At 62.7% G+C, this 21860-nt stretch carries 21 protein-coding genes; 13 read left to right on the top strand and 8 right to left on the bottom strand.

What is annotated here, in order from left to right:
* Positions 1-1042 precede the first annotated feature (1042 nt).
* From ABIC09_RS15670 to ABIC09_RS15660, 3 genes are read right to left on the bottom strand one after another with little or no spacing between them, the layout of a single operon-like run.
* Positions 1043-1447: a host attachment family protein gene (locus ABIC09_RS15670; protein WP_354109816.1), complete on the bottom strand. Its 405-nt coding sequence runs from the start codon at positions 1445-1447 to the stop codon at positions 1043-1045.
* A gap of 40 nt (positions 1448-1487) precedes the next feature.
* Positions 1488-3347, bottom strand: a complete 1860-nt coding sequence (nhaA, locus tag ABIC09_RS15665) for a Na+/H+ antiporter NhaA (protein ID WP_354109815.1) — start codon at positions 3345-3347, stop codon at positions 1488-1490.
* A 31-nt stretch (positions 3348-3378) separates the two neighbouring features.
* Positions 3379-4446 (bottom strand): two-component system sensor histidine kinase NtrB, encoded by a 1068-nt coding sequence (locus ABIC09_RS15660; protein WP_354109814.1) that lies wholly within the window; start codon positions 4444-4446, stop codon positions 3379-3381.
* 403 nt (positions 4447-4849) lie between these two features.
* On the opposite strand from ABIC09_RS15660, the gene ABIC09_RS15655 reads away from it, so the two are divergent.
* The 3 genes from ABIC09_RS15655 (at position 4850) to ABIC09_RS15645 (ending at position 6855) form a co-directional block, all read left to right on the top strand.
* On the top strand, positions 4850-5263 hold the full coding sequence (locus ABIC09_RS15655) for a cupin domain-containing protein (RefSeq protein ID WP_354109813.1): 414 nt from the start codon (positions 4850-4852) through the stop codon (positions 5261-5263).
* A 253-nt stretch (positions 5264-5516) separates the two neighbouring features.
* The gene (locus ABIC09_RS15650) at positions 5517-6203 is read left to right on the top strand and encodes an antibiotic biosynthesis monooxygenase family protein (protein ID WP_354109812.1); all 687 of its coding nucleotides are present in this window, start codon (positions 5517-5519) and stop codon (positions 6201-6203) included.
* A gap of 109 nt (positions 6204-6312) precedes the next feature.
* The gene (locus tag ABIC09_RS15645; protein ID WP_354109811.1) at positions 6313-6855 is read left to right on the top strand and encodes a carboxymuconolactone decarboxylase family protein; all 543 of its coding nucleotides are present in this window, start codon (positions 6313-6315) and stop codon (positions 6853-6855) included.
* A 189-nt stretch (positions 6856-7044) separates the two neighbouring features.
* On the opposite strand, the gene ABIC09_RS15640 is transcribed toward ABIC09_RS15645, so the two are convergent.
* The gene (locus ABIC09_RS15640) at positions 7045-7971 is read right to left on the bottom strand and encodes a LysR family transcriptional regulator (protein ID WP_354109810.1); all 927 of its coding nucleotides are present in this window, start codon (positions 7969-7971) and stop codon (positions 7045-7047) included.
* 214 nt (positions 7972-8185) lie between these two features.
* Here ABIC09_RS15640 and ABIC09_RS15635 point away from each other — a divergent pair, with 214 nt between their 5' ends.
* The 6 genes from ABIC09_RS15635 to ABIC09_RS15610 all read left to right on the top strand — a co-directional run bounded on the left by ABIC09_RS15635 (position 8186) and on the right by ABIC09_RS15610 (position 13528).
* A complete protein-coding gene (locus ABIC09_RS15635) occupies positions 8186-8938 on the top strand; it encodes a sulfite exporter TauE/SafE family protein (RefSeq protein WP_354109809.1) in 753 nt (250 codons plus the stop codon).
* A gap of 11 nt (positions 8939-8949) precedes the next feature.
* Positions 8950-10173, top strand: coding sequence for a cell division protein ZapE (zapE, locus tag ABIC09_RS15630; protein WP_354109808.1), 1224 nt, complete (start codon positions 8950-8952; stop codon positions 10171-10173).
* A gap of 188 nt (positions 10174-10361) precedes the next feature.
* Entirely contained in the window at positions 10362-11297 is a 936-nt protein-coding gene (locus tag ABIC09_RS15625; RefSeq protein WP_354109807.1) for a LysR family transcriptional regulator, read from the top strand.
* Positions 11294-12031 carry a peroxiredoxin-like family protein gene (locus tag ABIC09_RS15620; protein WP_354109806.1) on the top strand — a complete coding sequence of 246 codons (738 nt, stop codon included), beginning with the start codon at positions 11294-11296 and terminating at the stop codon, positions 12029-12031. The genes ABIC09_RS15625 and ABIC09_RS15620 overlap by 4 nt, the downstream gene beginning before the upstream one ends.
* A gap of 209 nt (positions 12032-12240) precedes the next feature.
* Positions 12241-12816, top strand: a complete 576-nt coding sequence (locus tag ABIC09_RS15615) for a cytochrome P460 family protein (RefSeq protein ID WP_354109805.1) — start codon at positions 12241-12243, stop codon at positions 12814-12816.
* Between the two features lie 178 nt (positions 12817-12994).
* Positions 12995-13528 (top strand): DUF1993 domain-containing protein, encoded by a 534-nt coding sequence (locus ABIC09_RS15610; RefSeq protein WP_354109804.1) that lies wholly within the window; start codon positions 12995-12997, stop codon positions 13526-13528.
* A gap of 17 nt (positions 13529-13545) precedes the next feature.
* On the opposite strand, the gene ABIC09_RS15605 is transcribed toward ABIC09_RS15610, so the two are convergent.
* Positions 13546-15126 carry an MFS transporter gene (locus tag ABIC09_RS15605; protein WP_354109803.1) on the bottom strand — a complete coding sequence of 527 codons (1581 nt, stop codon included), beginning with the start codon at positions 15124-15126 and terminating at the stop codon, positions 13546-13548.
* A 267-nt stretch (positions 15127-15393) separates the two neighbouring features.
* Between ABIC09_RS15605 and ABIC09_RS15600 the strand changes: the two genes are divergently transcribed.
* From ABIC09_RS15600 to ABIC09_RS15585, 4 genes are all read left to right on the top strand, one after another.
* Positions 15394-16005, top strand: coding sequence for a cytochrome P460 family protein (locus ABIC09_RS15600; protein ID WP_354109802.1), 612 nt, complete (start codon positions 15394-15396; stop codon positions 16003-16005).
* A 121-nt stretch (positions 16006-16126) separates the two neighbouring features.
* The gene (locus ABIC09_RS15595) at positions 16127-17044 is read left to right on the top strand and encodes an NADP-dependent oxidoreductase (RefSeq protein ID WP_354109801.1); all 918 of its coding nucleotides are present in this window, start codon (positions 16127-16129) and stop codon (positions 17042-17044) included.
* Positions 17045-17267: 223 nt separating this feature from the next.
* On the top strand, positions 17268-18704 hold the full coding sequence (locus ABIC09_RS15590; protein WP_354109800.1) for an MFS transporter: 1437 nt from the start codon (positions 17268-17270) through the stop codon (positions 18702-18704).
* A gap of 90 nt (positions 18705-18794) precedes the next feature.
* A complete protein-coding gene (locus tag ABIC09_RS15585) occupies positions 18795-19214 on the top strand; it encodes a cupin domain-containing protein (protein ID WP_354109850.1) in 420 nt (139 codons plus the stop codon).
* 317 nt (positions 19215-19531) lie between these two features.
* Here ABIC09_RS15585 and ABIC09_RS15580 read toward each other — a convergent pair whose 3' ends face one another.
* The 3 genes from ABIC09_RS15580 to ABIC09_RS15570 all read right to left on the bottom strand — a co-directional run bounded on the left by ABIC09_RS15580 (position 19532) and on the right by ABIC09_RS15570 (position 21835).
* Positions 19532-20077, bottom strand: a complete 546-nt coding sequence (locus ABIC09_RS15580) for a carboxymuconolactone decarboxylase family protein (protein ID WP_354109799.1) — start codon at positions 20075-20077, stop codon at positions 19532-19534.
* Between the two features lie 27 nt (positions 20078-20104).
* Positions 20105-20722, bottom strand: coding sequence for a nitroreductase family protein (locus ABIC09_RS15575; RefSeq protein WP_354109798.1), 618 nt, complete (start codon positions 20720-20722; stop codon positions 20105-20107).
* Between the two features lie 195 nt (positions 20723-20917).
* A complete protein-coding gene (locus tag ABIC09_RS15570) occupies positions 20918-21835 on the bottom strand; it encodes an NADP-dependent oxidoreductase (RefSeq protein ID WP_354109797.1) in 918 nt (305 codons plus the stop codon).
* Positions 21836-21860: the final 25 nt, after the last annotated feature.

The following is a 21860-nucleotide window of genomic DNA, read 5'->3' as shown; positions in this document are numbered from 1 at the left end:
AGACGAATCTGAGTGTGTTCCGGTTCATCTTCGTTAGGCCCAGAATCTCGTCGCACAGACTCTCTAACTTGCCGACCTCTTCACGGCCTTTGGGGCGGCAAAGCGTCTAGCCCCGCATAAGTTTTAGCCTTCGATTGTTGCCGATACCAACGGAGATACCAACAAGCTGACTCGCCGTATAGCTGGCAAAAAATAAAATAGCAGGCTCCTTGCAGCAGGGAACGCCCCATGCCGGTTCGGTCTCCACAATCGTCCCAACTGGAATCGAACCGGGCTCTGACTTGAATTCCTGGGGATCGACCGGGCGATGATATCGCGAGGCCAAGGGCAGTCTTGTCATGCCCGCACAAAGCCGATGCCGAAATTGCTGATCGCACGACGCTGAAGGGCGCGAAGTTTCTCAAGCCATGCCCAATCGCCTGGATTTCCGCGAAGGCCCGGGCGGATTGCGCAGTATTATCGAGCAAGAGCCACGGCGTATGCATCGACAGCACGGCCACCGTGAAGACGTTGCTCCGTTGTGGCATCCGCAAGGTGAGAAGTTATGGATCCCGCTCCGAGCGCGGCCTTGGCGAGTCGGTCCATCTCGTCATGACCGGGCAAGCGGAAACAGTCGGCATGCTCGGCATAGGCTCCGTTCATAGCCAGAATATCGGCGCGCATGGATGCAAGGTCGCCCACCGCGCCAAAATTGCGCAGATCGTCAAGCGGGCCCGCGAGCAGCTGAGATGGTCGGCGGCGTCGGCAGCGAGAGCGCCTATTCCGGCGAGATTAAGCGCTCCTGTAAGTCGTGCGGTGTCTATGCTGTTAATGCCTTAGCCGGCGTCCCCATAAGGCCGAGCGAATCCGCCTGAGCGAGGTTGCGTCCCAGGAGCTTAGTGATTTCGCCAGCGTGGGTTTGTAGATCGGCGTCGAGACGATCCATGCCTACGTCCGACTTCGCGATCGCCGCCCGCATCCGCTTCGCGGGAATCTTTGGACCGGGTATTCGCGCAGGTTATGACTGGACAGGCTTGCGCCGGCAACCGTTTCCAGGGGCGCGTCAGGCGTCGGCGATCAGTGAGGCGATGTCGTCGAGCGGACGTCGGCTGAAGTCCTTCGCGATCTCGCCTATTATCTTGCCTCTTAGGTCGCGGTGGTAGTGCTTGCGCATCTCCCCCAGTGTCCTGGGATCGGACACAACGACCAGGTGTTCTATGGTCCCGTCCAGGCTGAGCTTGTTCAGAAACGCGGCCGTCGCTGCCGCGAAGTCGTGCTCGACGAGCCGCCTGCCATCGGGGTTGGCAGGGCCGGTGTGATGGCGCGCACCCGAGCCTGAGTGGGCGGGCGCCGGCGGAGCCGCCGTAATCTCGACCAAGTGCACCCCAGGCTTCACGCCTGTATTGTGGAACAGGCGCATCGTCTCGCCGTCAGCGACTGCTACTGTCGTACCGGTAGGTAGAATCATCGAAAGCCCTCCGTTCACGATCCGCATAAACACCGGCGGCCTATGATACTTGCATGCCGGCGCTCTGCGGCGCCTCTTCGATCAGTTCCTGGCGCGATGCTCCCCAGAGCAGGGCAATCCCGACGACGGCCGAAAGAATCGACGCGGCGGACACGGCAATTTTGGCGGCCGAGAAGTCCGCGGCCCTTGGAAACGCCTGGCCGGCGATGAAGAGCGACATCGTGAAGCCGATGCCGGCGAAGGCTCCCGCCCCGGCCAACTGCCGCCACGTGTACCCCGCTGGCTTGACGGCTATGCCCGCGCGCACGGCCGCGGCGGCCGCGAGGAAGACGCCGAGCGGCTTTCCGATGGCGAGGCCAGCGACGATCGCGGCCACGAGCCAGCCATGCCCAACAAAGACGCCCGGATTGATTGCCACGCCCGCATTCGCCAGTGCGAAGATCGGGTGGACAGCGTAGCTCGACCGCGCGCCCGCGTGTCGCAGCAGCCGGTCGGCGGGCGATTCAAGTCTGTCATAGATTGCGTCGAGCGCGTGCAGCGCCGGGATGGAGGGGCCGTGCCTGAGAACCTCACCGTCGTGCCGGGCTTCGGAGGCGATGATGGTGCTGGCCTGCGTCATCAGGGCGGCCAGGTTGGCGGGCGGCCGCGTCGGAATGAACAGCGCCAGTACCACGCCGGCCAGCGTAGCGTGGAGGCCGCCCGCGGAGACGAACATCCACAACGCGACGCCCAACAGGATGTAGGGCGAAAGCAGGTAGATCCTCGATCGGCTCAGCAGCATCAGTGCAACGACCATTGCCGCAGCCGCGGCCAGGTAGCCCGGATGGATCTCACCGGAGTAGAACACAGCGACGACGACGATCGCACCGATGTCGTCGACGATGGCCGCCGCGGTGAGGAAGATGCGCAGCTCGATCGGGACGCGAGCGCCCATCACGGCGATCAAGGCAATCGCGAACGCGGTGTCGGTCGCCATCGGAACGCCCCACCCGTGCGACCACGACCCCGCAGGGATGACCAGCGCATAGAGAAGCGCCGGCACGACCATGCCGCCGAGCGCGGCCGCGATCGGAAGCGCGGCGGAGGGGCGGCTTGCGAGGTGGCCGACCGTCATCTCACGCTTCACTTCCAATCCCACCACGAGGAAGAACACCGTCAGCAGGCCGTCGTTGACCCAATGGAGGATGGACATCCGAAAGGCCGCGTCGCCCAAGCTCACGCCGAGTTCCTGGCGCCAGAGCGCCGGCCGGATCGGCGAGTTCGTCAAGACGATCGCCGCCACGGTCGAGAGGACCAGCAAACTACCGGCGGACGGGCCCCAGCTCGCGAAGTTCAGGGCAGCCGTACGGACGCGGTGGCCGAGCGTGCCAAGCATCGCATCGACGAGAGAGCTCTCGTCCCAGGGCCCGTCGTAGCGCCGGCGGTTGATGTAGAAGGTCGGCGTGAACCTCACGCCGCTTGCGCGGGAGCTTGCAACATCCGCCTCCACCCTCGCCCTCGCGCGCCGCACGGCGTCGCTGTCGCCGGGCGCGAAGTCGGCGTTCACGCCGAGGTCGGCGGCCACCGCGACGAGGTTGTCCTCTGTGAGCTGCATCGATCTCGTCATCAGCTTGATGTGCGCCGACCAGAACGCCTCGGGCGTCCGGGCAAGCTCAGCGAGCTCGGCGGCCCGAAACGCAAGGCTGTTGTCCATGAGCGGCCTGTGGCGGAAGGCGTAGCAGACGCGGTCGCCAAATTGGTCGCGTGCTTGCGCGATGCGCTCGTTGGCAGCCCTGCAGTGCGAGCACGCGTAGCTGCCGTACTCGACGAGCGTGATCTCGGCATCTGTGGGGCCGAGCACGTGGTCCGTCTCGTGGCCGACCGGACGGTCGAGGCGGCCCGGCGGGATCCTGAGCTCCATCGCTGAACAGGTCTCCAGGTGTTCGCGCCGGCTACGACGTCGGCGCAGCCGTCGCTGGGTTGATGACGTGGAATACGCCGCCGTTGGGTGACGACGTGTACGCGATCTCCGTGCCGACGATGCTGCTGGGGAGCCCAGCTGCGTGCGCGCGCGGGAGGAAGAGACGCACCAGCGTGCCGACACCCCGCTCGCTCTCTATACTGACCGCGCCGCTTCGTCCTTCAGCGAAACGCTGGACCTGGAGGAGCCCGAGGCCGGTGCCGCTTCCTACGGGTTTTGTCGTGAAGTACGGGGTGAAGACCTGCGAGAGGACTTCCTCGGGCATGCCCTCCCCGTCGTCGGCGACGACGATCTCGACAAATCGCCGGACCGCGCCAGAGGAAGGTTCGACGTTCCGCCCCGCGACGGTGATCACGCCGCCGTCCGGCATAGCATCGGCCGAGTTTCGGCAGAGGTTCAGCAAAGCGAAGTACAGCTCTTCCGCGTCGGCATTGAAGGCCCATAAGTCAGGAGCGATCTCGGTGCGGACTGTGATGTCAGGACGCAACGCCCGGTCAAGCGTGCCCGCCATCGCTGCGAGGTGACTGCCTGCGACAAACCCGTCGATCGACTTGGGGCGCGGTCGCGCAGCGTCGAGGAGCTGCCGGCTGAGCAACGCGCCCCGCGTGATCGCCTCCTGCATTTTGCCGACGATGGCCTTTCGGTATGCGGCGTCGCTCTGGCACTCGAGCAGCCGCAGGCCGCTGCCGATCACAGCGAGAAGGTTGTTGATGTCGTGGACCACCAACTGCGCCACGTCCCCGATCGCCCTCGCCCCCTCCGGCCCGCGGGAGGAGAACACGCCGCGCGCGTCGGACCGTGGGGCGGTCCGGCACAGGACCCCGGAGATCTCGCCGTCGCGCCCGACGAGCGGAATTTCCACGCACCTGGACGCGGTGAGGCCGCTGCCGTCATCGCGGACGCTCCGCACCCTCGCGCCGAATGCCCGCTGTACTCCAAGCGCGACGCCAGCGCTGTCCGCGAGCACGACGACATCCTCCAGCAGAGGGCTCTCGACCACGCCGCGGAAGGAAACGTGGGGTGTCTCTTTGATCTGCATGTCGGACCTCCTGGCTTGCGATCGTTCAACGGAACGCCGACTTCGACCCGCACACGAGGGCGGGCGACATAGGTCGAAAATTGAGTTCATGACGGTCGAAAGGAAAATCACCTCTCGCCATGGAGTCGATAGCCAACCGTTATCGGGAATGGCTGATAGACGCCTGGCACCGCTGCGGCGGGAGTGCGACGCTTCGGTCTGCGAGCACTCGCCCGAGCGGAACTCTCGGCGACCGCGAAGAGATGCTCACGTGCCTAGGGCCATCATAACGCGCGGCTATCGACTTCATGTCGTGACGTCATTTCCCATTCGCCGCGCGCAATCCCATGCTGACGTGCGTGAGCGGCAACCTTTCGCCGCCACTCCGACACCCGAACAAGGGTCCACAATCAGGAGGCTACAAATGTCAGTGAAGCAGCCGGTTCTCACAGCGCCGCACGGCGGCGAGACGGTGACCTCGAGCGGGGGCTCGAGCGTCGAGATGAAAGTGGAGAGCAACCAGTCCGGAGGCGAATATGGCACCGTCCTGTGGACCGTGAGGGCGGGGGAGGAGCCATCGCTGCACACCCACTCGCGCGAGGACGAGCTGATCTACGTGGTGCAGGGGAAGCTAATCGCGCGGGTCGGCGATGCCCGTATCGAGGTGGGGCCGGGCGCCTACGCGGCTCTTCCCCGCGGCGTGCCGCATACGATCGAGGTGGTCGGCGACCAGGCGACACTGCTGCTCAGCTTCGTGCCGGGTGGGCTGGAACGCTTCTTGGTACCACGGAAAGGCGAGCAGCCCGATCCGGCCGCTTTCGGCCTGACGTTTCCCTAGGGCGGAGACCGCGGCGCGCAGCGTTCGTGACCGTGCGGCCGCGCGGGCTGGGGCGCCGGCCGCTCGCGCTCGCGCCAGATGATTGATTCCACACGCGTGCCCGGTTGCGCCCAACGGTCTCCCGGCTTCAGACCAACAAGCGCATCGCTGCGGTAGTGGTGAGGTGCGCCAACGCGCCTAAGACGGCACGTCTGGCGTGGCACTTCGACATCGAGATCGACTACGTCGCACACTCTAGGAACGAGATACGATCATGTTTTCAGTGATTTTCGAGGTCCTCCCCAATAAAGGGAACTGGGATGACTACCTCGACAACGCCAAGATGCTGCGCCCCGAGTTGGAGCAGGAAGAGGGCTTCGTTGATAACATCCGCTACAAGAGCCTGACCCGCGAGTGCTGGATCCTTTCGCTTTCGAACTGGCGGGACGAGAAGTCGCTCGTGCGCTGGCGCACCCGCATGCGCCATCAGGAGGTCCAGCAGAAGGGCCGCGACGAAATCCTCGCGGACTACCACCTGCGCGTCGGCCAGATCACAGCCGATAATCAGGTGCCGGCGGGGTACGCCCTCACGGAGCAGCGGCTCGACGAGACCGAAGTCGGGGACGGAACGACGGTCACGCTGATCAACGCGACGCGCCCTGCGGAATGGAAGCAGACCAACAACCCGTACGACTGCGCTGAGTGGCTCGGCCTGAACCCGTGGGCGGCCGACAGCACGTCCTGGGACATCTTCGACGCCGTGCTCACGCCCGGCGATCTGATTCTGCTCATATCCTGGAAGGACGCCGCCGCGGCGCAGGCCTACGAGGACGCTTCCGTGCCGAATGAGAAGGCGAGGGTGCGGAAAGTGCGGATCGTGCGCGACTACGGGAAATACGACCGTCGCGAGGCGCCTCAGTACTACGCAGATGCCAAGGGCGGCGAGACCCTCCACGCCTGACACCGCTCCGTCGGGAAGGGCCGGCCTGCTGCGGATTCGACTCTGCGTTGTCCAGGCACAGCCGTGGAGGAGACTCTATTAGTGAAACCAGAAACCTAAGGAGACTACTATGCCCAGAACCGCAGTGCCAAACCCGGAACAGGTGCCGGCCGATTCGAAACCGACCCTCGATGCGTTCACCAAGAACATCGGGTTCACCCCAAATATGTTGGCGATCTTCGCACTGAGTCCGATCGCGTTCAACTCATGGGCCACCCTGCGCGGCTCTTTGAGCAAGGCGCTCGACCTGAAGACGCGCGAGAGCATCAGCCTCGCTGTCTCCGAAGTGAATGGCTGCAACTACTGCCTGGCGGTTCACACCTTTGGGGCCAAGCATGCGAAGATGTCGACCGATGAAATCATTCTCGCTCGGAAAGGCCATGCCAACGACCCGAAGCGGGACGCTGCCGTCCAGTTTGCGCGCAAAGTCATCGAAACCCGCGGCAAGGTCAGTGACGCCGATGTGAAAGCTGTCCGCGATGCCGGCTACACGGACGCGAACGTCATGGAGATCGTAGCGCTGGTGGCCGTATACTCCCTGACGAACTTTTTCAACAACGTGTTCGATCCTGAGAAGGACTATCCCGCCGTTGAGCCGGCTGGCTCGATCTGAACTCTGCCCGGGAGGGCGAGTGGTTCTGCCCTCCCACATGGATTGTTGCCATCTTTTCGCCGGCCACCGGCTATCGAAGGCGCATCATGGCTTCCTCGTGTAGGTGAGAGATAATGGCGAGGAGCGGCGCGAATGACGGAAGAATCGGCAATTCTTGTGATGGCTGGACAACTGCTCCGGCCATGGCGCTTAAGGGATAACGACCTTCGGCTCCATGAGCTGTTGCGCGAGCAAGCTGGCGTGCGGCGTGAGCGCAGAAAAATCACGCGCACAAAGATGAAGCTGCCTAAGCGCCCAGGAGTCTTGCAGCGGTACAATCGCCAAGCCGAGGTGCCTCAAATCTTTAGCGGAAGCTTCCGATAAAATGGCGATCCCAACACCGGACTCAACCAACATTGCGATGTGCTCAATCCGTCTGAGTTGAATGCGGTAGTAAATCTGGCGACCCAGGCGGGCAGCACGTTCTCCCAAATGAGCTTCCAGCGCAGCGTCGGACAGGCCGACGAACGGCTCACCCACGATCTCCGCAAAAGCTACCGATCGTTGATCGCTGATGCGATGCGTTGCGCTCACCACAACGACGAGCTGGTCCTGCGCAATCATGCGCGTCTGCAACGCTGCCAAATCAGCGATGTCGGCTACAACTCCTAGATCAGCACGGCCTTCAGCGATGGCCAGGGCAATTTCGGTGCTTGGCCGTTCATTGAGATCGATTGAGAGATCCGGATAAGCAACCAAGAAGCGGCCGAGTTGGTACGGTAGGAAAGCAGCCAGACCAGCCGTGTTGGACAAGAGCCTGATGCGGCCCCTTAGGCCAGTACCGTAGGTGCGCAGTTCTCCACGCATCTGCTCCACTTGGTCCAGGATCAAACGGGCATGGCGAACCAGGGCGTCACCGGCCGCAGTCGTAGTGACCCCCCGCCTATTTCGTTCTAGGAGCTGCGCGCCAAGCGAAGATTCCATTCCGGAAATCCGTTCGCTCACGGAAGCGAGCGCCAAGTTCATGGTCTCTGAGCCCTTGGTGAGGCTGCCTTGCTCCACCACGGTCAAGAACAACCGCATATCCGTCAAATCGAAGCGCAATTCTTTTCCTTCGGCTCTGCCGAAACCACCCATCGGAAATGACCAATTGCGGCGTTCGGCCGGTGTGCGTACTTTACACCATGCGAAGCCATGTTTGAAGATTTTTGACGATAACACAATGGGTTGGGGAGTGGCGCCTTGGTGAGAGCGAGAGTTGCTCGCCGAGCCATCAAGCCATATGTGCGCGGATGCCATCGGCCTATGCGAAGTCTTCAACCTCAATAAGGCCCGATCCGAGTGAGCCAAAATGAGTAATTATCTTTCGTCGCATGTTCTAGTTATCGCGCTGACGTTTTTCGTCGCCGGGTTCGTCAAGGGCGTGGCCGGCATGGGTCTGCCGACCGTGGCTATGGGTGTCCTCAGTGCGATCATGCCGCCAGTCAGCGCCGCTTCGCTGCTGGTCATTCCATCCTTTGTCACCAATTTTTGGCAACTGTTCACGGGGCCGAATTTCCTGGCCCTGATGAAAAGGCTTTGGGTGATGATGCTCGGCATCATGGCTGGCACGCTCGCCGGCTCATGGCTTCTGACGAGCGCCAATACGGTATTCGCAAGTGTTGGATTGGGCGCCGCTCTGATTGTCTATGCGGTGCACGGCTTGTTTGCGAAGCCATTGTCGGTTCCTGCGCGCTTCGAGCGTCTACTGGCGCCTGTCATTGGGTTGACAACCGGGTTGATCAACGGAGGAACCGGAATTTTCACACTTCCCGCCGTTCCCTATCTTCAGGCCCTCGGCCTTTCCAAAGACGATCTTATCCAGGCCCTGGGGCTGTCGTTCACGGTGTCAACAATTGCACTTGCAGCGGGCCTGGCTCGTGGCGGAGCTTTCCATCTTGGAAATATTCCCTTGTCCGCCCTCGCGGTCATTCCCGCGTTGCTGGGCATGCAGGTCGGAACAATGGTCCGTGAGCGCATAAGCGCCGCAACTTTTCGGCGCTGGTTCCTGATCTTCATCGCCGTTCTTGGCCTTGAACTCGCCCTTCATCCATTCCTCTTCTGAGGCAGATGGCGATGCCCCAGATCGCAAGCCCCTCCGTTCCATCAGGCCCCGCCACCATCGCCGGGCGCTATGACGCTCTCGTTGCAAGTGGAGCCATTGAGCGCGATCCGGCTCAAGAGGGGGTGGTGGCCGAGCTCAATGCATTGGCACAACGGCTCACGAACATCGAACAGAGCCGCTTTGGTTTGACCAAGCTTCTCGATCAAGGAGTCATCTGCGACAAAAAGGGGCGCGGAATTTACATTTACGGCGGAGTCGGCCGGGGCAAGACGATGCTCATGGATCTTTTTTTCGAGAGCGTCCCACTGGAACACAAGCGTCGGATACATTCTCACGAGTTCATGATGGATGTGCACGACCGCCTTCGGAAGGCTCGCGAGAAGATGCAAAATCGCCGTATGAGCGATGATGATCCGCTCTCACATGCGATTCGAGCATTCGCGGCTGAAGCAAGACTTCTTTGCTTCCATGAGCTTGCCGTTACGGACATTGCAGACGCCATGATGCTCGGACGCGTCCTAACTGAATTGCTTTCTCAAGGCGTGGTTCTAGTCGCGACCTCTAATGCCGATCCGGACCACCTTTATGAGGGCGGTATTTATCGAGAATTGTTCTTGCCCTTTGTCGCATTTTTGAAGACGCATGTTGATGTCGTGAATCTCGACGCCCGAACCGACTTTCGTTTAGAAAAACGGGAGGAGGTTGGAAGCTGGTATACGCCAGCGAATGCGAATTCTAAGGCCGAACTTGATCGTGTCTTCGCTCGCCTCATCGATAATGTCCCGCCCGAGCCGCTAACATTGTCCGTAGTCGGTCGAACGATCTGCGTGCCTCTTCAAGCCTGTGGCGTCGCTCGCTTCAGTTTTCGCGATTTGTGCCTCGCCCCAATGGCTGCCGTAGATTACATCGCTATAGCTCGGAAGTTTCATACCGTCATTATCGAGGGTCTACCCGCGAGGTTCAGCCATCGGAATCATGTTAAGCGCCTCTGTTCACTTATCGATGTTCTCTACGAACGGCGTGTGAAACTCATCGTTTCTGCCGATGGCGACCCACATAGCATTTATCTTGGCATGGTTGCAGTCTTCGGCGGGGCACTAGGTCCGCCACCCGATCAGTCTGACACTTTCCCCGAATTGCTCGAGTCAAGGCGGGCCGTGTCGCGCCTCATCGAGATGCGCTCATGCGACTATAGCGCCGCCGAGCGTTATCATTGCGCACGCCGGTTGTCATGATGCGCCTCGTGGATGAAATGGCGGCCATGAACGCCAAAGACTCCAGAAGACGTGTCCGTGCGTCCAAATCAATAGCCCGGGCCGTTCCAACGCGTGCATGCAAGTTGCATCTATGCCCCATTGATTGCGGCGCGCCCTGTCACGTCGTCTCGCCGTATAGCCAGCCGCACCTTGACGGAGAACAAGCCATGGAGCTTCATCAAGTTCGCTACTTTCTCGCCGTCGCGTCCACGCTCAACTTCACCCGCGCGGCAGAGCAGTGCAATGTGACGCAGCCCGCCTTGACCAAGGGGGTGCAGAAGCTCGAGCAGGAACTCGGCGGCCAGTTGATTTACCGCGAACGCCAGCTGACGCAGCTCACCGATCTTGGAAAGGAAGTCCTTCCGATGCTAGAGCGCACACTGGCCTCGGCAGAGGCGGTGCGTCGCCGAGCTCAGGAGTTCCAGCGCAAGGACGTCGCGCCACTGAAAATCGGCCTCGCTCCATCCATCTCGGCGTCGCTCGTCCTCGATCCGATCGCGGAGATCGCAAAGTTCGTCCCCGGACTTCACGTCGAGCTGCGCGAGGGCGCGGCAGAGAAGCTCGTCGACCTCTTGCTTGAGGGTGAGATCAACGCCGCAATAATCGGGGACGTACCGGACATGCCTGCCCGGATCGACGAATGGTCGCTGTTCGAGGAGCGCTACGTCGCGGTTCTCGCGCCGACACACCGCCTCGCCAATCGTCCCTCGATCGGTATCGACGACCTCCGTGGGACCATCTTGCTGGAACGAGCCGACTGCGACGTCGCCCCGAAGATCCAGCAATCGTATTTCCCCGGGAAACCGCTCCAATTCGGCTACCGCAGCGGTCACGACTTGCACCTGCAGCACATGGCCGCCGCCGGCTTCGGCGTGATCCTCGCGCCCGAGCACATGCCGCGCCTGCCGACGCTCAAGACCATCCCGCTCGAAGGCGATCCGGTTTCGCGCGAGGTGCGGCTACTGGCTGTGCAGGGGCGCCGCTACTCCCCGGCACTGGACGCTTTCGTCAAGGTCGCGCGGCTTCGCGACTGGTCGTTCGAAGTCCCCGACCAGGACGTGCCGCACGCAACGCTCCCGAAGCCGGCGAGCGCGCCCGCATGACCACGACACGCACGCCGACGGCCAACCGCTTCCAGCCAAACGATCCTCAGCCTGATGACTCTCCACCGATGCTAAACCAGACCGACAGGACACTCGCCCGGATTCGCACCGAGCTGTTGACGACGTTCAGCGCCGCGGACTGGGAGTCACACAACCATCTCGTGGGCTGGCTCCGCGATAAAGACGTGGCATCGCAAGCGTTGAAGGTCGGAGACGACGCGCCGGACTTCCTCCTGCCGGACGCCGACGGCCGTCTCCACTCCTCCGAACAGCTGCGCCGCAACGGACCCATCGTCCTGAGCTTCTTCCGAGGCGGCTGGTGTCCGTTCTGCAGCGCTGAGCTCCGCGCCCTCCAGGCCGCGAAGGATGAGTTCGAGAGCGTCGGCGCGACCCTCGCAGTCGTGACACCCGAGACGAGGGACTTCCCGCGGCAGCTCAAGCGGGGCCTGGGCCTGGACCTGAAGGTGCTCTCCGACGTCGACTACGGCGTTGCCATGTCATATGGCGTACTGTTCCGGGTGCCGGATGAGACCAAAGCGCATTATTCCGGGCTAGGCTTCGACTTCGGCGCCCGGCACGGATCACCGGTGTGGATGTTGCCCATTCCCGCGACCTACGTGATTGACGCTGAAGGCCGGATCCGCAGCGCGTTCGTCGAGCCCGACTTCACGATACGGGAGGAGCCGGCGCAAATCCTGGCGTCGCTGCGTCAGGCCGCTTCCAAGTCCCGGTAAAAGACGAAGGGCACGCACGCGTGCAACGCTTTTAGGCGATGATACCCCAAGACTATCGAATGCATGTCCAAAGGGAATTTCCGATTTCGTCGGCTCCGTCCGATCCTCAGGTCCGCTGGACCGGCCGAGCACGCGCGGCCGGCCCGACATTGATTGAAGCCATTGCGCCGAGCCGCCGTGCCGCGCGCGGGCAGCAAAGGAGACCCGCCATGAAATTATCGAAGACTGTCGGGCTGGCTGTCGCCGTCTCGCTGGTCGCCGGCACCGTGGCGGCGCTCGCTCAGATCAGCAGAGCGGCTCCGGCCGATCCGACCGCGAACGTGGTGGACGCCGCCGGGCACCTGCACGTGCCGGCGGACTACCGAACCCTCTACCAAGCGCTCGGGAGCTGGGCAATTGCCGCCGACAGCGGCCAAGGCGCGAAGGAAATGCACGCCGTCTATGCATCCCCGGGGGCGATCGACGCCTACCGGAAGACGGGGCACTTCCCGGACGGCGCCGTTCTGGTGAAAGAGGTCTTCGCGACCTCGACGAACGAGATGACCACCGGCACAGTAAGCCACGCGGACAAGCTCAAGGGCTGGTTCGTCATGGTGAAAGACAGCAAGGGAACGCACCCCGGCAACCCGTTGTGGGGCGACGGGTGGGGATGGTCGTGGTTCGACGCGGACAAGCCGCTCAAGACCACCTCGACCGACTACCATACCGACTGCCAGGGGTGCCACGTGCCCGCCAACGCCACCGATTGGATTTACGTGAACGGATATCCCGTCCTGCGTCACTAGGCGGCCGCATGCGTAGGCGCTCTCTTCTTGCCGCGGTTTCGCGGAGGCCAATGTCGAGTCGGGCGGGCTCGTGCGGCAAGCCGGAAGATTGAAGGGCTTATTGTGACCATTCGTTTCGGTTAGCGACCTTTCGGGTCCGACTGAAGTTCAGAGTGCAAACGAGCGCACGGAGTTCGGAGTGTCCTTCTCGGTCTATGACATCACGGTCCCTATCATGGTGCACGGACTGAACGTGATGGACGACTATCTCGACCACGCCCAAGCGCTCGAGCGGACCAGGGGGATTGAGTCTGGCAGGATCCTTGGCGAGCGGCTCGCGTCCGACATGCTGACTTTCGGAGAACAGTTTTCCGTAAGCTGCAACAAGGTCGACGCACACATGGCGAAGCTGATGCAGCGCGATGCGCCAATACCCCACAACACCCCCATGATGTACTCGGCATTGAAGGGGCGGCTCCTCGAGACGCGCGGCTTCCTGCAAAGCGTGCAGCCGGACGAGATTGCCGGCGCGCGGTCCCACACATACGAGCTGACGCCGCCTATCGTGCGCGGGTGGTTCGGCGGCGACGACTACATCCGGCACTTGGTGCTGCCCGACTTCTTCTTCCACATCTCGATTGCGCACGCGATCCTTCGGCACCTCGGAGCGAAGATCGGGAAGCGCGACTACCTCGGCAACCTCAGTCAGCAGAGCGGCGGTGACTACTCGTGAGAGGAATTCCGTGCTTTCTAAGCCACTCCCGAGTCGCCCGCTTTCGCCGCGGCCGGAGTCGGGGTGATTGCTGCTGTAAAGGCGCCGCCGATCGAGGTCACGGCGGCTACGGCGAGACCGACTTCGTAGCCAGACTCGAAAGACGCGACACCGGCGGCCAGTGCCACGCCGGCAAGCTGCGCAATCCGGCTCGCTGCATTGTTGATGCCGGAAGCAAGCCCTTCGTCCGTCTGGTCAACGCTCGACAGGACGGACGCGGTGAGCGGTGCCACGAGCACGGCGAACGACAGGCCAAGCAGTGTCATGGGCCCGATCACGCCGAGCATCAGGGATGCTTGCTGGCCGAGCGCCATCCAAACATAAGCAAGCGCCGCACCTGCAGGCCCAGCGATGAGCATGGCCCGCGCGCCGATCTTGTCGGCCAGCCCGCCGAACACGCCCGACAGGAGTCCGACACCGAGCGCGAAGGGCAAGAACGCCAAACCGGCATCGGTCGCCGGCAGGGCGCGGCGGTCGACGAGATCGAATGGGAGCAGGAAGAACATGATCGAAACCGCCCCATAGATCATCAGAGTCGCGACGTTCAGCCCGAGGAAGGCGCGGTTCTCCACCAGGCGAGGTGGCGTCATCGGGTGTTTGCTTCTGCGCTCCCAGAACGCATAGACGGCGAGACCGACAATGCCGAGCCCAGCGACGATCGTGAGCACCGTGCCCATTTGGGCCGGTGCGTGCGCCGCGGAATGAGCTTCACCGGGGCCGATCTGGCTGAGCGCCCAGGCGAGCGCCCCGAGTGCCGAAGCCAGGATCGCGGCGCCAATCACGTCGAACCTGCGCCGGATGCGGCCATCTTTAGGTGCGAAGACCAGCAGAACTCCCACTGCTACGACCGCGATCGGCGGGTTAATCCAGAACACGGACGGCCAGCCAAAGGTCTCGGTCAGCCAACCGCCCAGGACAGGACCTCCGGCTGTGGTGAGCGCCGACGCCGCGGCCCATATGCCGATCGCGCGATTTCGCTCCGCGCGCGGATATGTGGCCCCAATCAGGGCGAGGCTGGCGGGGGTGACGATCGCTGCGGCCGCTCCTTGCACGACGCGGGCAGCGATCAGCCAGGCGGGCGAAGCCGCCACTGCGCAAGCTGCGGATGCCAGACCGAACAGGATGCAGCCGAGCGTAAGCATGCGCGCCTTGCCATAAACATCCGCGAGGGCACCGCCGATCAATGTCAGCGAGGCGAGCGCCAGCATATACCCGTTGAGGACCCATTGAACGGAGGCGAGGTCCGCACCGAAATCGGCGCGCAATCTCGGCAGCGCAACGGGCAGCGCGGTCGCATCGATGAACGCCATCGAGGACGCGAGCACACAGGCCGTCAGTACCATGCGCCGGCACCGAGGCGGCGCTTCCCGCCCGAGCTCTCGCGGGCAGGGTTCTGCATCGATAACGCCGCGGCTGTACCGCTCTACAAACGGCTGCGCCTCGTGACGATAGGCTCGTCGTATCTGGTTTGTAGGAGTGGTCATTCGCAGTCTCGTTTTGGGGTGCTTCTGATACCGTTCCCGCACCGTGGCTTTCGACCCCCCGGCGAGGGAAATCATCTCTCGCCATAGAGTCGATAGACGATCGTTATTGACTCGCCGTGCGGCGTGATGCCGTCGCGGCCTGCGCAACTTGCCTCGATTTACGAATGGCAGAGAGGATCGTCGCAGCAGTATTCCCGGCTGCTATGGAAACTATACATGCCGGCTATTGGAAGATTTCGTCTCGCGTTGCGATCAATGGGTACCACTGTCGCGGATTTCATCATCGAGTAACGCCCAGGGCAACCTGGGACGAATATTACTCAATTGCGTAGGAAGAAAAGTATGGTCATGGAGAAAAAAAGTAGGTGTCGTAACCTGCTGATCGCCGGAGCGGTTTTCAGCGCAGTTGCTATACCAGCCCTGTTTGCGCAGTCCAATAACGGCAGCGCACCGACGAAGAAACGCTATCTCCCCAAATATACCGCATCGGGCGACTTGATCCTGCCGAAGAACTTCAATGAGTGGGTGTTCGTCGGCTCACCGCTCACTCCCAACGCGCTCAACGGCGGGAAGGCCAATTTTCCTGAATTTCACAACGTCTATATCGAGCCGGGCTCATACGAGATCTACAAGAAGACAGGTGAGTTTCCGGAGGGAACGATCTTCTTCAAGGAACTACAGCTGACGCTCCCAGCCGAGAACCCGGATGGATCGCGCACCGAGGCCTCCGGGCGAGGCTTCTTCCCCGGAAAGCTGAACGGCGCGGACGCTACGGTCAAGGATAGCAAGCGCTACGCCGACACCGGAGGCTGGGGTTACTACAACTTCAATCACTACGAGCCGAAGGCACCAACAGCTAAGCTGCAGCCAAAGTCCGAATGCGCGTTCTGCCACATGGCGAGCGCTAAGAAAGACGACGTCTGGACCCAATTCTATCCGTTGCTGGACAAATGAAATCGCCAACGGACGCTACCGGTTCACCAACACTGGGATGCCGCGGGCAAGAGATGTCGAACGGGCTTTTATCGCTGGAACATATCCAACAAAGAGGCAAACAACCGAGGAGACAATTTACATGAAGGCAATTGTGGTAGCGGATCAGGCCGCGGGAACGGCGGGGATGAAGCATGTGGATCAGCCCGAGCCGCAGGCAGCGATAAACGACGTCGTCGTTCAGGTTCATGCGTCGGGATTTACCTGGGATGAGCTGACGTGGCCCTCAACCTGGACCGATCGCCTCGGCCGTGACCGGGCGCCGGTGATTCCCGGGCAAGAGCTGGCCGGAGTGGTCACCGCCCTTGGCTATGGCACGAGGGGGCTGTCGGTGGGACAGCGGGTGTTCGGCCTCACGGACTCGTATCGCGGCGGCACACTGGCGGAGTATGTGGCCGTCGAGGCACGCAACCTTGCGCCGCTGCCGGGCGACGTCGACTTCACGGTGGGTGCGAGCGTGGCGATGCCGGGCCTGACCGCGTGGCAAGGACTATTCGTGCACGGTCGCCTTCAAGCGGGGCAGAGCGTCCTCGTTCACGGCGCGGCCGGCGCAGTCGGTTCGATGGTGACCCAGCTCGCACGTGAGGCCGGCGCCTACGTCATAGGCACCGGACGCGCCGCCCACCGTCAGACGGCGCTCGACTTCGGCGCGCAGGAGTTCGTCACCCTCGAGAATGACGCCCTAGAAGAAGTCGGTCCAGTCGATCTGGTTTTCGATGTCTTCGGCGGCGACATCGCGAAGCGGTCCGCAGGCCTGATTCGAGCCGGAGGAACGCTGGTGACCATCGCCGGCCCGACCGAGGCACGGCCCGCCGACGGCTTGGCGATCGACTTTGTTCTCGTGTCCGATCGCGCCCAACTGAGTGAGATCGTCCAGCGGGTGCGGAGCGGACGACTGCGGACGAACATCGGCAACATCGCGACCCTCGACGATGCTGTCGCCGCTTTCAACCCGACCAAGCGGATCAGCGGGAAGACGATCATCCGCGTTCGTCCGTGAGTACTCGGGGCCGGCGAGCGGTTCTACGCTCCTCGTGGATCGTCATCGGCTTTTTGAATCGTGGCGATCGTCTCAACCGTCGTTGCCTTTGCAATCTAATGCTTGAGGTTGACTAGATGTTGCGAGGAGCGATCCGCGAACGAACGCGGCGGCTCGGCTTCAGGCCGCTGGCCAATGAGCTTGCGCGCCGCGATGCGCTCGACCTAACCTGAAGGATTAGGTCGTGAGCAGCGCGTCCCTGATCCTGACCGACGGCGGCCTGGCGCTCTCCGCGCCTAAGGGCGTCGGTGCGCAGGACAGCACCAAGGTGCTCGCCGCGTCGAGCCTGGGTAGCTGCCTCGTGTTTGTCAGCGGGGCCGTTGTCACCGTCGCGCTCTCGGCGATAGGTCGAGACATGCGCTTGTCACCGCTCGACCTGCAGTGGGTGATGAACGCCGAGCTCCTGCCGCTCGCGGCCCTGACCCTGGTCGCCGGCGTTCTGGGTGACCGGTTCGGACAGAAGCGGATCTTCCTCGGGGGGATCGCTCTCTATGGCCTAGGCGCGGCCACGATAGGTTTCGCGCCGAGTTTAGCGCCGCTCATCGTCGGTCGGTCCTTGCAAGGCTTGGGCGAAGCGTTGATCTTGCCCAACGGCCTTTCCGTGCTCGGGCAAGCCTTTCCCGCCGACAAGAAAGCCCGTGCGGTCGGCATCTGGTCCGCCGCCGCGGCGATCGCCAGCGGCGTCGCGCCCGCGATCGCGGGCGCGATCCTCGATCACGGGTCCTGGCGGACGACCTTTCTGATGCTCCTGCCCGTAGTCGCCGGCGCGCTGGCCGCCGGCACCGTGTGGATACCCAAGGACTCCCCGACGAGCCACGCCCGGGCCGACATCGGTGGCGCGGTCTTTTCGACAGTCGGGCTCGGCGGGCTGGGTGCGGGGCTGACCAGCCTGACCAACGGTTCCGGTCTGAATCTTTGGGTGCTCGTCACCCTGATCGTCGGTCTGGGCGGCTTAGCCTGCCTCATCGTGAGCCAGCGGCGATTAGGCGACACCGCGATGCTGCCGCCGGCCCTCTTCGCCTCGCGGTCGGTCGTTGGCGCAAACCTGTTCACCGCGCTCCTCTACGGGCCATTCACGGTCATGCTAACCTTGATCCCGTTCGTGATGATCCGAGGCGCGCACCTGCCGACGCTGGTGGCGGGTCTGGCCTTCATTCCCCTGCAAGTGCTGATTACGGTCGTCTCGCCGCTCGCCGGCATGCTCTGCCGCCGGTTCGGCCGGCGCTTGCCGTTGTTCGCCGGCGGCGCCGTCGTCGCCTTGGGATGCGCCATGACGCTCCGCGTCGGTTCGAACGCGACCTATTGGGCGGACATCTTCCCCCCTATCCTGTTGCTGTCGCTGGGCATGAGCCTGGCGATCGCACCGTTGACGACCCTCGTCCTCACCTCCGTCGAGTCCGATCGCGCCGGAACAGCGTCTGGTGTCAACAGCGCGGTCTCACGCGCCGGGTCCCTCTTCGCCATCGCCCTGCTCGGCGGCGTCCTGCGGCAGGGTGGTCCTCAGCTGTTCTCAGGATTCCACATGGCGATGGCTGTCGCTGCGGTCGCGTGCGTTCTCGCCACGCTCGCGGTGTTCATTATCGAGCCGGGGCCCCACGTCGACTTCATCCCGCGAGACTGACCCGTTCGGTGTCCGTAATCAGCAGGCCGGCGAGCCCGGAAGGAAACAATGAAGAACGAAGACCAATCTATAGGCAGAAGGAGAAAGCTCATGAAGATCCGAATCATCATCGCCGCCACCTGCGCCACCTTCGTCTTCTCGATGGCCGGCCCGATCTACGCCCATGATAGTGAAGGGCAGACCGTCACGAAGAACTTCGAGGCGGCAATTCCTAATATCCCTGGCAAGTCGCTGATCGCCGTGGAAGTCGATTACGCCCCCGGCGCAGCCTCCGCGCCCCACACCCACGCGAAGTCGGCTTTCATCTACGCCTATGTGATTTCGGGCGCGATCGAGTCGAAGGTGAATGACGGCCAGACGCGCATCTATCGGGCAGGCGAGAGTTGGTCCGAACCGCCGGGCGCGACCCATTCGATCAGCCGCAACGCGAGCAAGACAGAGCCGGCAAAGCTGCTCGCTGTCTTCGTCCTCGACACCAATGACAAGGTGCTGACCACGCCCATCAAATAAATCTTCAGACGCACTCGACGGCGCCAAGCGTTAAAGGCTTGCACCGCGCAAGACCCGCCGCCCCGAAAGGGCTGGGAAGACCCCTGCGGGCCACTAGGAGCCGCGTAGGGCTCAGAACCGGTCAAGGGTCCTGGCCGCACCGATCGCGTCTCCAGCGCCGAGCCGACAGCGAATCTCGCCGACGGTTCGCCAGGAGCCGTCGAGTAATTCAAGGATCTTTTCATCCAGAGATTGGGACGAGCTAGTGGGCTTCGACGGCATTTGAAAATTCTAGCCGAGAGCTGCCGCCCCGCGCTCGTGAAGCTCCAAAGTAGAGTTCAGATCGAGCCAGCCGGCGCAACGACGGGAAAGTCTTTCTCGGGATCGAACACGTTATTGAAAAAGTTCGTCAGGGAGTACATGGCCACCAGCGCGACGATCTCGATAACGTTCGCATCCGTGTAGCCGGCATCGCGGACGGCTTTCAGATCGACGTCACCGACCTTGCCGCGAGTCTCGATGACTTTGCGCGCAAACTGGACGGCGGCGTCCCGCTTCGGGTCGCTGGCATGGCCCTTCCGAGCGAGAATGATTTCATTGGCCGGCAGCTTGGCCATATGATCGGCCGTAAAGCTGTGAACCGTCAGGCAGTAGTCGCAGCCATTCACTTCGGAGACAGCGAGACCGATGCTGTCACGCGTCTTCACGTCGAGCGCCTTGCTCAAGGAGCCGAGCAGGGCGGCCCATGCGTTGAACGCGATCGGGCTTGCCGCGAAAGTCGCCATCATATTCGGGGTGAACCCGATGTTCTTGGTGAACATATCGAGGGTCGGTTTCGAATCGGCCGGCACCTGTTCCGGCTTTAGAGCCGCAATTTTTGGCATCACAATCTCCCTAAGTTACTGGTTCCACTAAACGAGATCCAACACATCGGCCACCGGACGGCGCTGCTTCTGCGGCCAGTTTCCTGGACGCTCCGCCCCTACGGACAACAGCATGACCGGTACTTCGTCCTTGGTCAGTCCGAACTCACGGTGCACCGCTTCGGCATCGAACCCGATCATCGGCGTCGAACCCAGGCCTAGCGAACGGGCCGCATAGATCATCGCCGCCGCGCCGAAGGTGCCGGTGCGTACCGCCTCGTCGCGCTGGCGCTGCGGGTACTCCATGTACAGATCGCGTGCGGGGATTTCCCATTCCGGCACCATCTTTGCCGGCATGATGCCCGCTTGCACCAGCGGTTCCAGACGCTCTGGTACTACGCTGGAATCGGCCAACTGGCCGCAGACGATGAAGGTAACGGCTGCTTCGGTGATCGCGGGCTGACTCCAAGCGATCGGACTCAGCCGAGCTTTGGCTTCCGGCGTGCGTACGGCGATGAAGCGCCAGTTCTGCAAGTGGAAGGATGTCGGCGCGGTGGTGCCGATCCGCACCAGCTCGCGGATTTGGTCGTCGCTCAAGGTGGCGGTGGAGTCGTAGTACTTGGCGGAGCTGCGGCTCAGGATACAATCGATGACGGCGTTGGTCATGGTGATTCCGTTAGTCATGGTGATTCCTATGCGTGAAGGGATAGGTTGAGATAACGAGTGCTTTCGCTCTCTTTGCTCGAAATGCCGCAGCGATGGAGCCCGCTCGACATCTCATCCAGGGGCCATGGGTAGTTTCCCAGGTTGCGCCCGGCTCGTCTGATAGGACGCGGCCGACCGCGTGCGAATGCGTGTCGTTCACGGACGAACGCGGATGATCGTCTTTCCGCTGATCCGCTTTGTCGGATTGAAGGCGGCGATGGCATCGTCGAGGGGCGCGATGTTGCCGATGTTCGTGCGCAGTCGTCCGTCCCGCACACGCTGGACGATCTCACTCAGTTGGGCACGGTCGGACTCGACGACGAAGTCGACCGCGCGGCCATCGGCGGGCCGTGCCTCGGCTGGCCCGACGATGGACACCAGCGTTCCTCCGGCTCGAACCAGGCCTGCGGAACGCTTCCCGATGTCGCCGCCAATGAGATCGAACACCAAATCGACTCCGCTGACGTCTTCGAGAGCGTCGTTCTCGAGGTCGACGAATTCCTGTGCGCCGAAGTCGAGCGCCTTCTGACGGTCGGCGGCGCGTCCGGTGCCGATGACGTGGGCGCCGGCCTCTCGTGCGAGTTGCGTCACCATCGACCCAACTGCGCCGGCCGCACCGTGCGCGAGGACGCTCTGCCCCGCCCGAAGGCGGCCGTGCTGGAACAGTCCCTGCCACGCGGTGAGGCCCGAGATTGGCAGACTCGCGGCCACCGTGAAGTCGACGTCGCCCGGCAGCGGCGCAAGATTGCGTGCCTCCATGGCTACATACTCCGCCAGGGTGCCGTCGCGATACCAGTCGGCGAGGCCGAACACTCGCTGTCCCACCGACAGCCCCGTCGTGCCGTAGCCGAGAGCGGTGACCACTCCGGCGAGTTCGTGGCCGGGGATCGACGGTGTTCGGTCACGGTCGAGGCGATCGGTCCAGGTCGAGGGCCACGCCAGCTCAGTCGGGACGAATCCCGACGCATGAACGTTAACGACGACGTCGTTTATCGCTGCCTGCGGCTCGGGCCGCTCCACCAGCTTCATCCCGGCCGTTCCCGCCGCCTGGTCCGCTACGACGATTGCCTTCATCGTCCACCTCCTTGTGTGTGGTATG

The sequence above is a fragment of the Bradyrhizobium sp. S3.12.5 genome (genome assembly GCF_040548225.1).
Lineage (GTDB): Bacteria > Pseudomonadota > Alphaproteobacteria > Rhizobiales > Xanthobacteraceae > Bradyrhizobium > Bradyrhizobium cytisi.
This window is presented reverse-complemented; position numbering and strand designations above follow the sequence as displayed.

Bases quoted from the DNA above. Each gene is read 5' to 3' on its own strand.
- ABIC09_RS15670 (WP_354109816.1), bottom strand. From the start codon at position 1,447: ATGATTCTACCTACCGGTACGACAGTAGCAGTCGCTGACGGCGAGACG.
- nhaA (WP_354109815.1), bottom strand. From the start codon at position 3,347: ATGGAGCTCAGGATCCCGCCGGGCCGCCTCGACCGTCCGGTCGGCCAC.
- ABIC09_RS15660 (WP_354109814.1), bottom strand. From the start codon at position 4,446: ATGCAGATCAAAGAGACACCCCACGTTTCCTTCCGCGGCGTGGTCGAG.
- ABIC09_RS15655 (WP_354109813.1), top strand. From the start codon at position 4,850: ATGTCAGTGAAGCAGCCGGTTCTCACAGCGCCGCACGGCGGCGAGACG.
- ABIC09_RS15650 (WP_354109812.1), top strand. From the start codon at position 5,517: ATGTTTTCAGTGATTTTCGAGGTCCTCCCCAATAAAGGGAACTGGGAT.
- ABIC09_RS15645 (WP_354109811.1), top strand. From the start codon at position 6,313: ATGCCCAGAACCGCAGTGCCAAACCCGGAACAGGTGCCGGCCGATTCG.
- ABIC09_RS15640 (WP_354109810.1), bottom strand. From the start codon at position 7,971: ATGGGTGGTTTCGGCAGAGCCGAAGGAAAAGAATTGCGCTTCGATTTG.
- ABIC09_RS15635 (WP_354109809.1), top strand. From the start codon at position 8,186: ATGAGTAATTATCTTTCGTCGCATGTTCTAGTTATCGCGCTGACGTTT.
- zapE (WP_354109808.1), top strand. From the start codon at position 8,950: ATGCCCCAGATCGCAAGCCCCTCCGTTCCATCAGGCCCCGCCACCATC.
- ABIC09_RS15625 (WP_354109807.1), top strand. From the start codon at position 10,362: ATGGAGCTTCATCAAGTTCGCTACTTTCTCGCCGTCGCGTCCACGCTC.
- ABIC09_RS15620 (WP_354109806.1), top strand. From the start codon at position 11,294: ATGACCACGACACGCACGCCGACGGCCAACCGCTTCCAGCCAAACGAT.
- ABIC09_RS15615 (WP_354109805.1), top strand. From the start codon at position 12,241: ATGAAATTATCGAAGACTGTCGGGCTGGCTGTCGCCGTCTCGCTGGTC.
- ABIC09_RS15605 (WP_354109803.1), bottom strand. From the start codon at position 15,126: ATGATTTCCCTCGCCGGGGGGTCGAAAGCCACGGTGCGGGAACGGTAT.
- ABIC09_RS15600 (WP_354109802.1), top strand. From the start codon at position 15,394: ATGGTCATGGAGAAAAAAAGTAGGTGTCGTAACCTGCTGATCGCCGGA.
- ABIC09_RS15595 (WP_354109801.1), top strand. From the start codon at position 16,127: ATGAAGGCAATTGTGGTAGCGGATCAGGCCGCGGGAACGGCGGGGATG.
- ABIC09_RS15585 (WP_354109850.1), top strand. From the start codon at position 18,795: ATGAAGATCCGAATCATCATCGCCGCCACCTGCGCCACCTTCGTCTTC.
- ABIC09_RS15580 (WP_354109799.1), bottom strand. From the start codon at position 20,077: ATGCCAAAAATTGCGGCTCTAAAGCCGGAACAGGTGCCGGCCGATTCG.
- ABIC09_RS15575 (WP_354109798.1), bottom strand. From the start codon at position 20,722: ATGACCAACGCCGTCATCGATTGTATCCTGAGCCGCAGCTCCGCCAAG.
- ABIC09_RS15570 (WP_354109797.1), bottom strand. From the start codon at position 21,835: ATGAAGGCAATCGTCGTAGCGGACCAGGCGGCGGGAACGGCCGGGATG.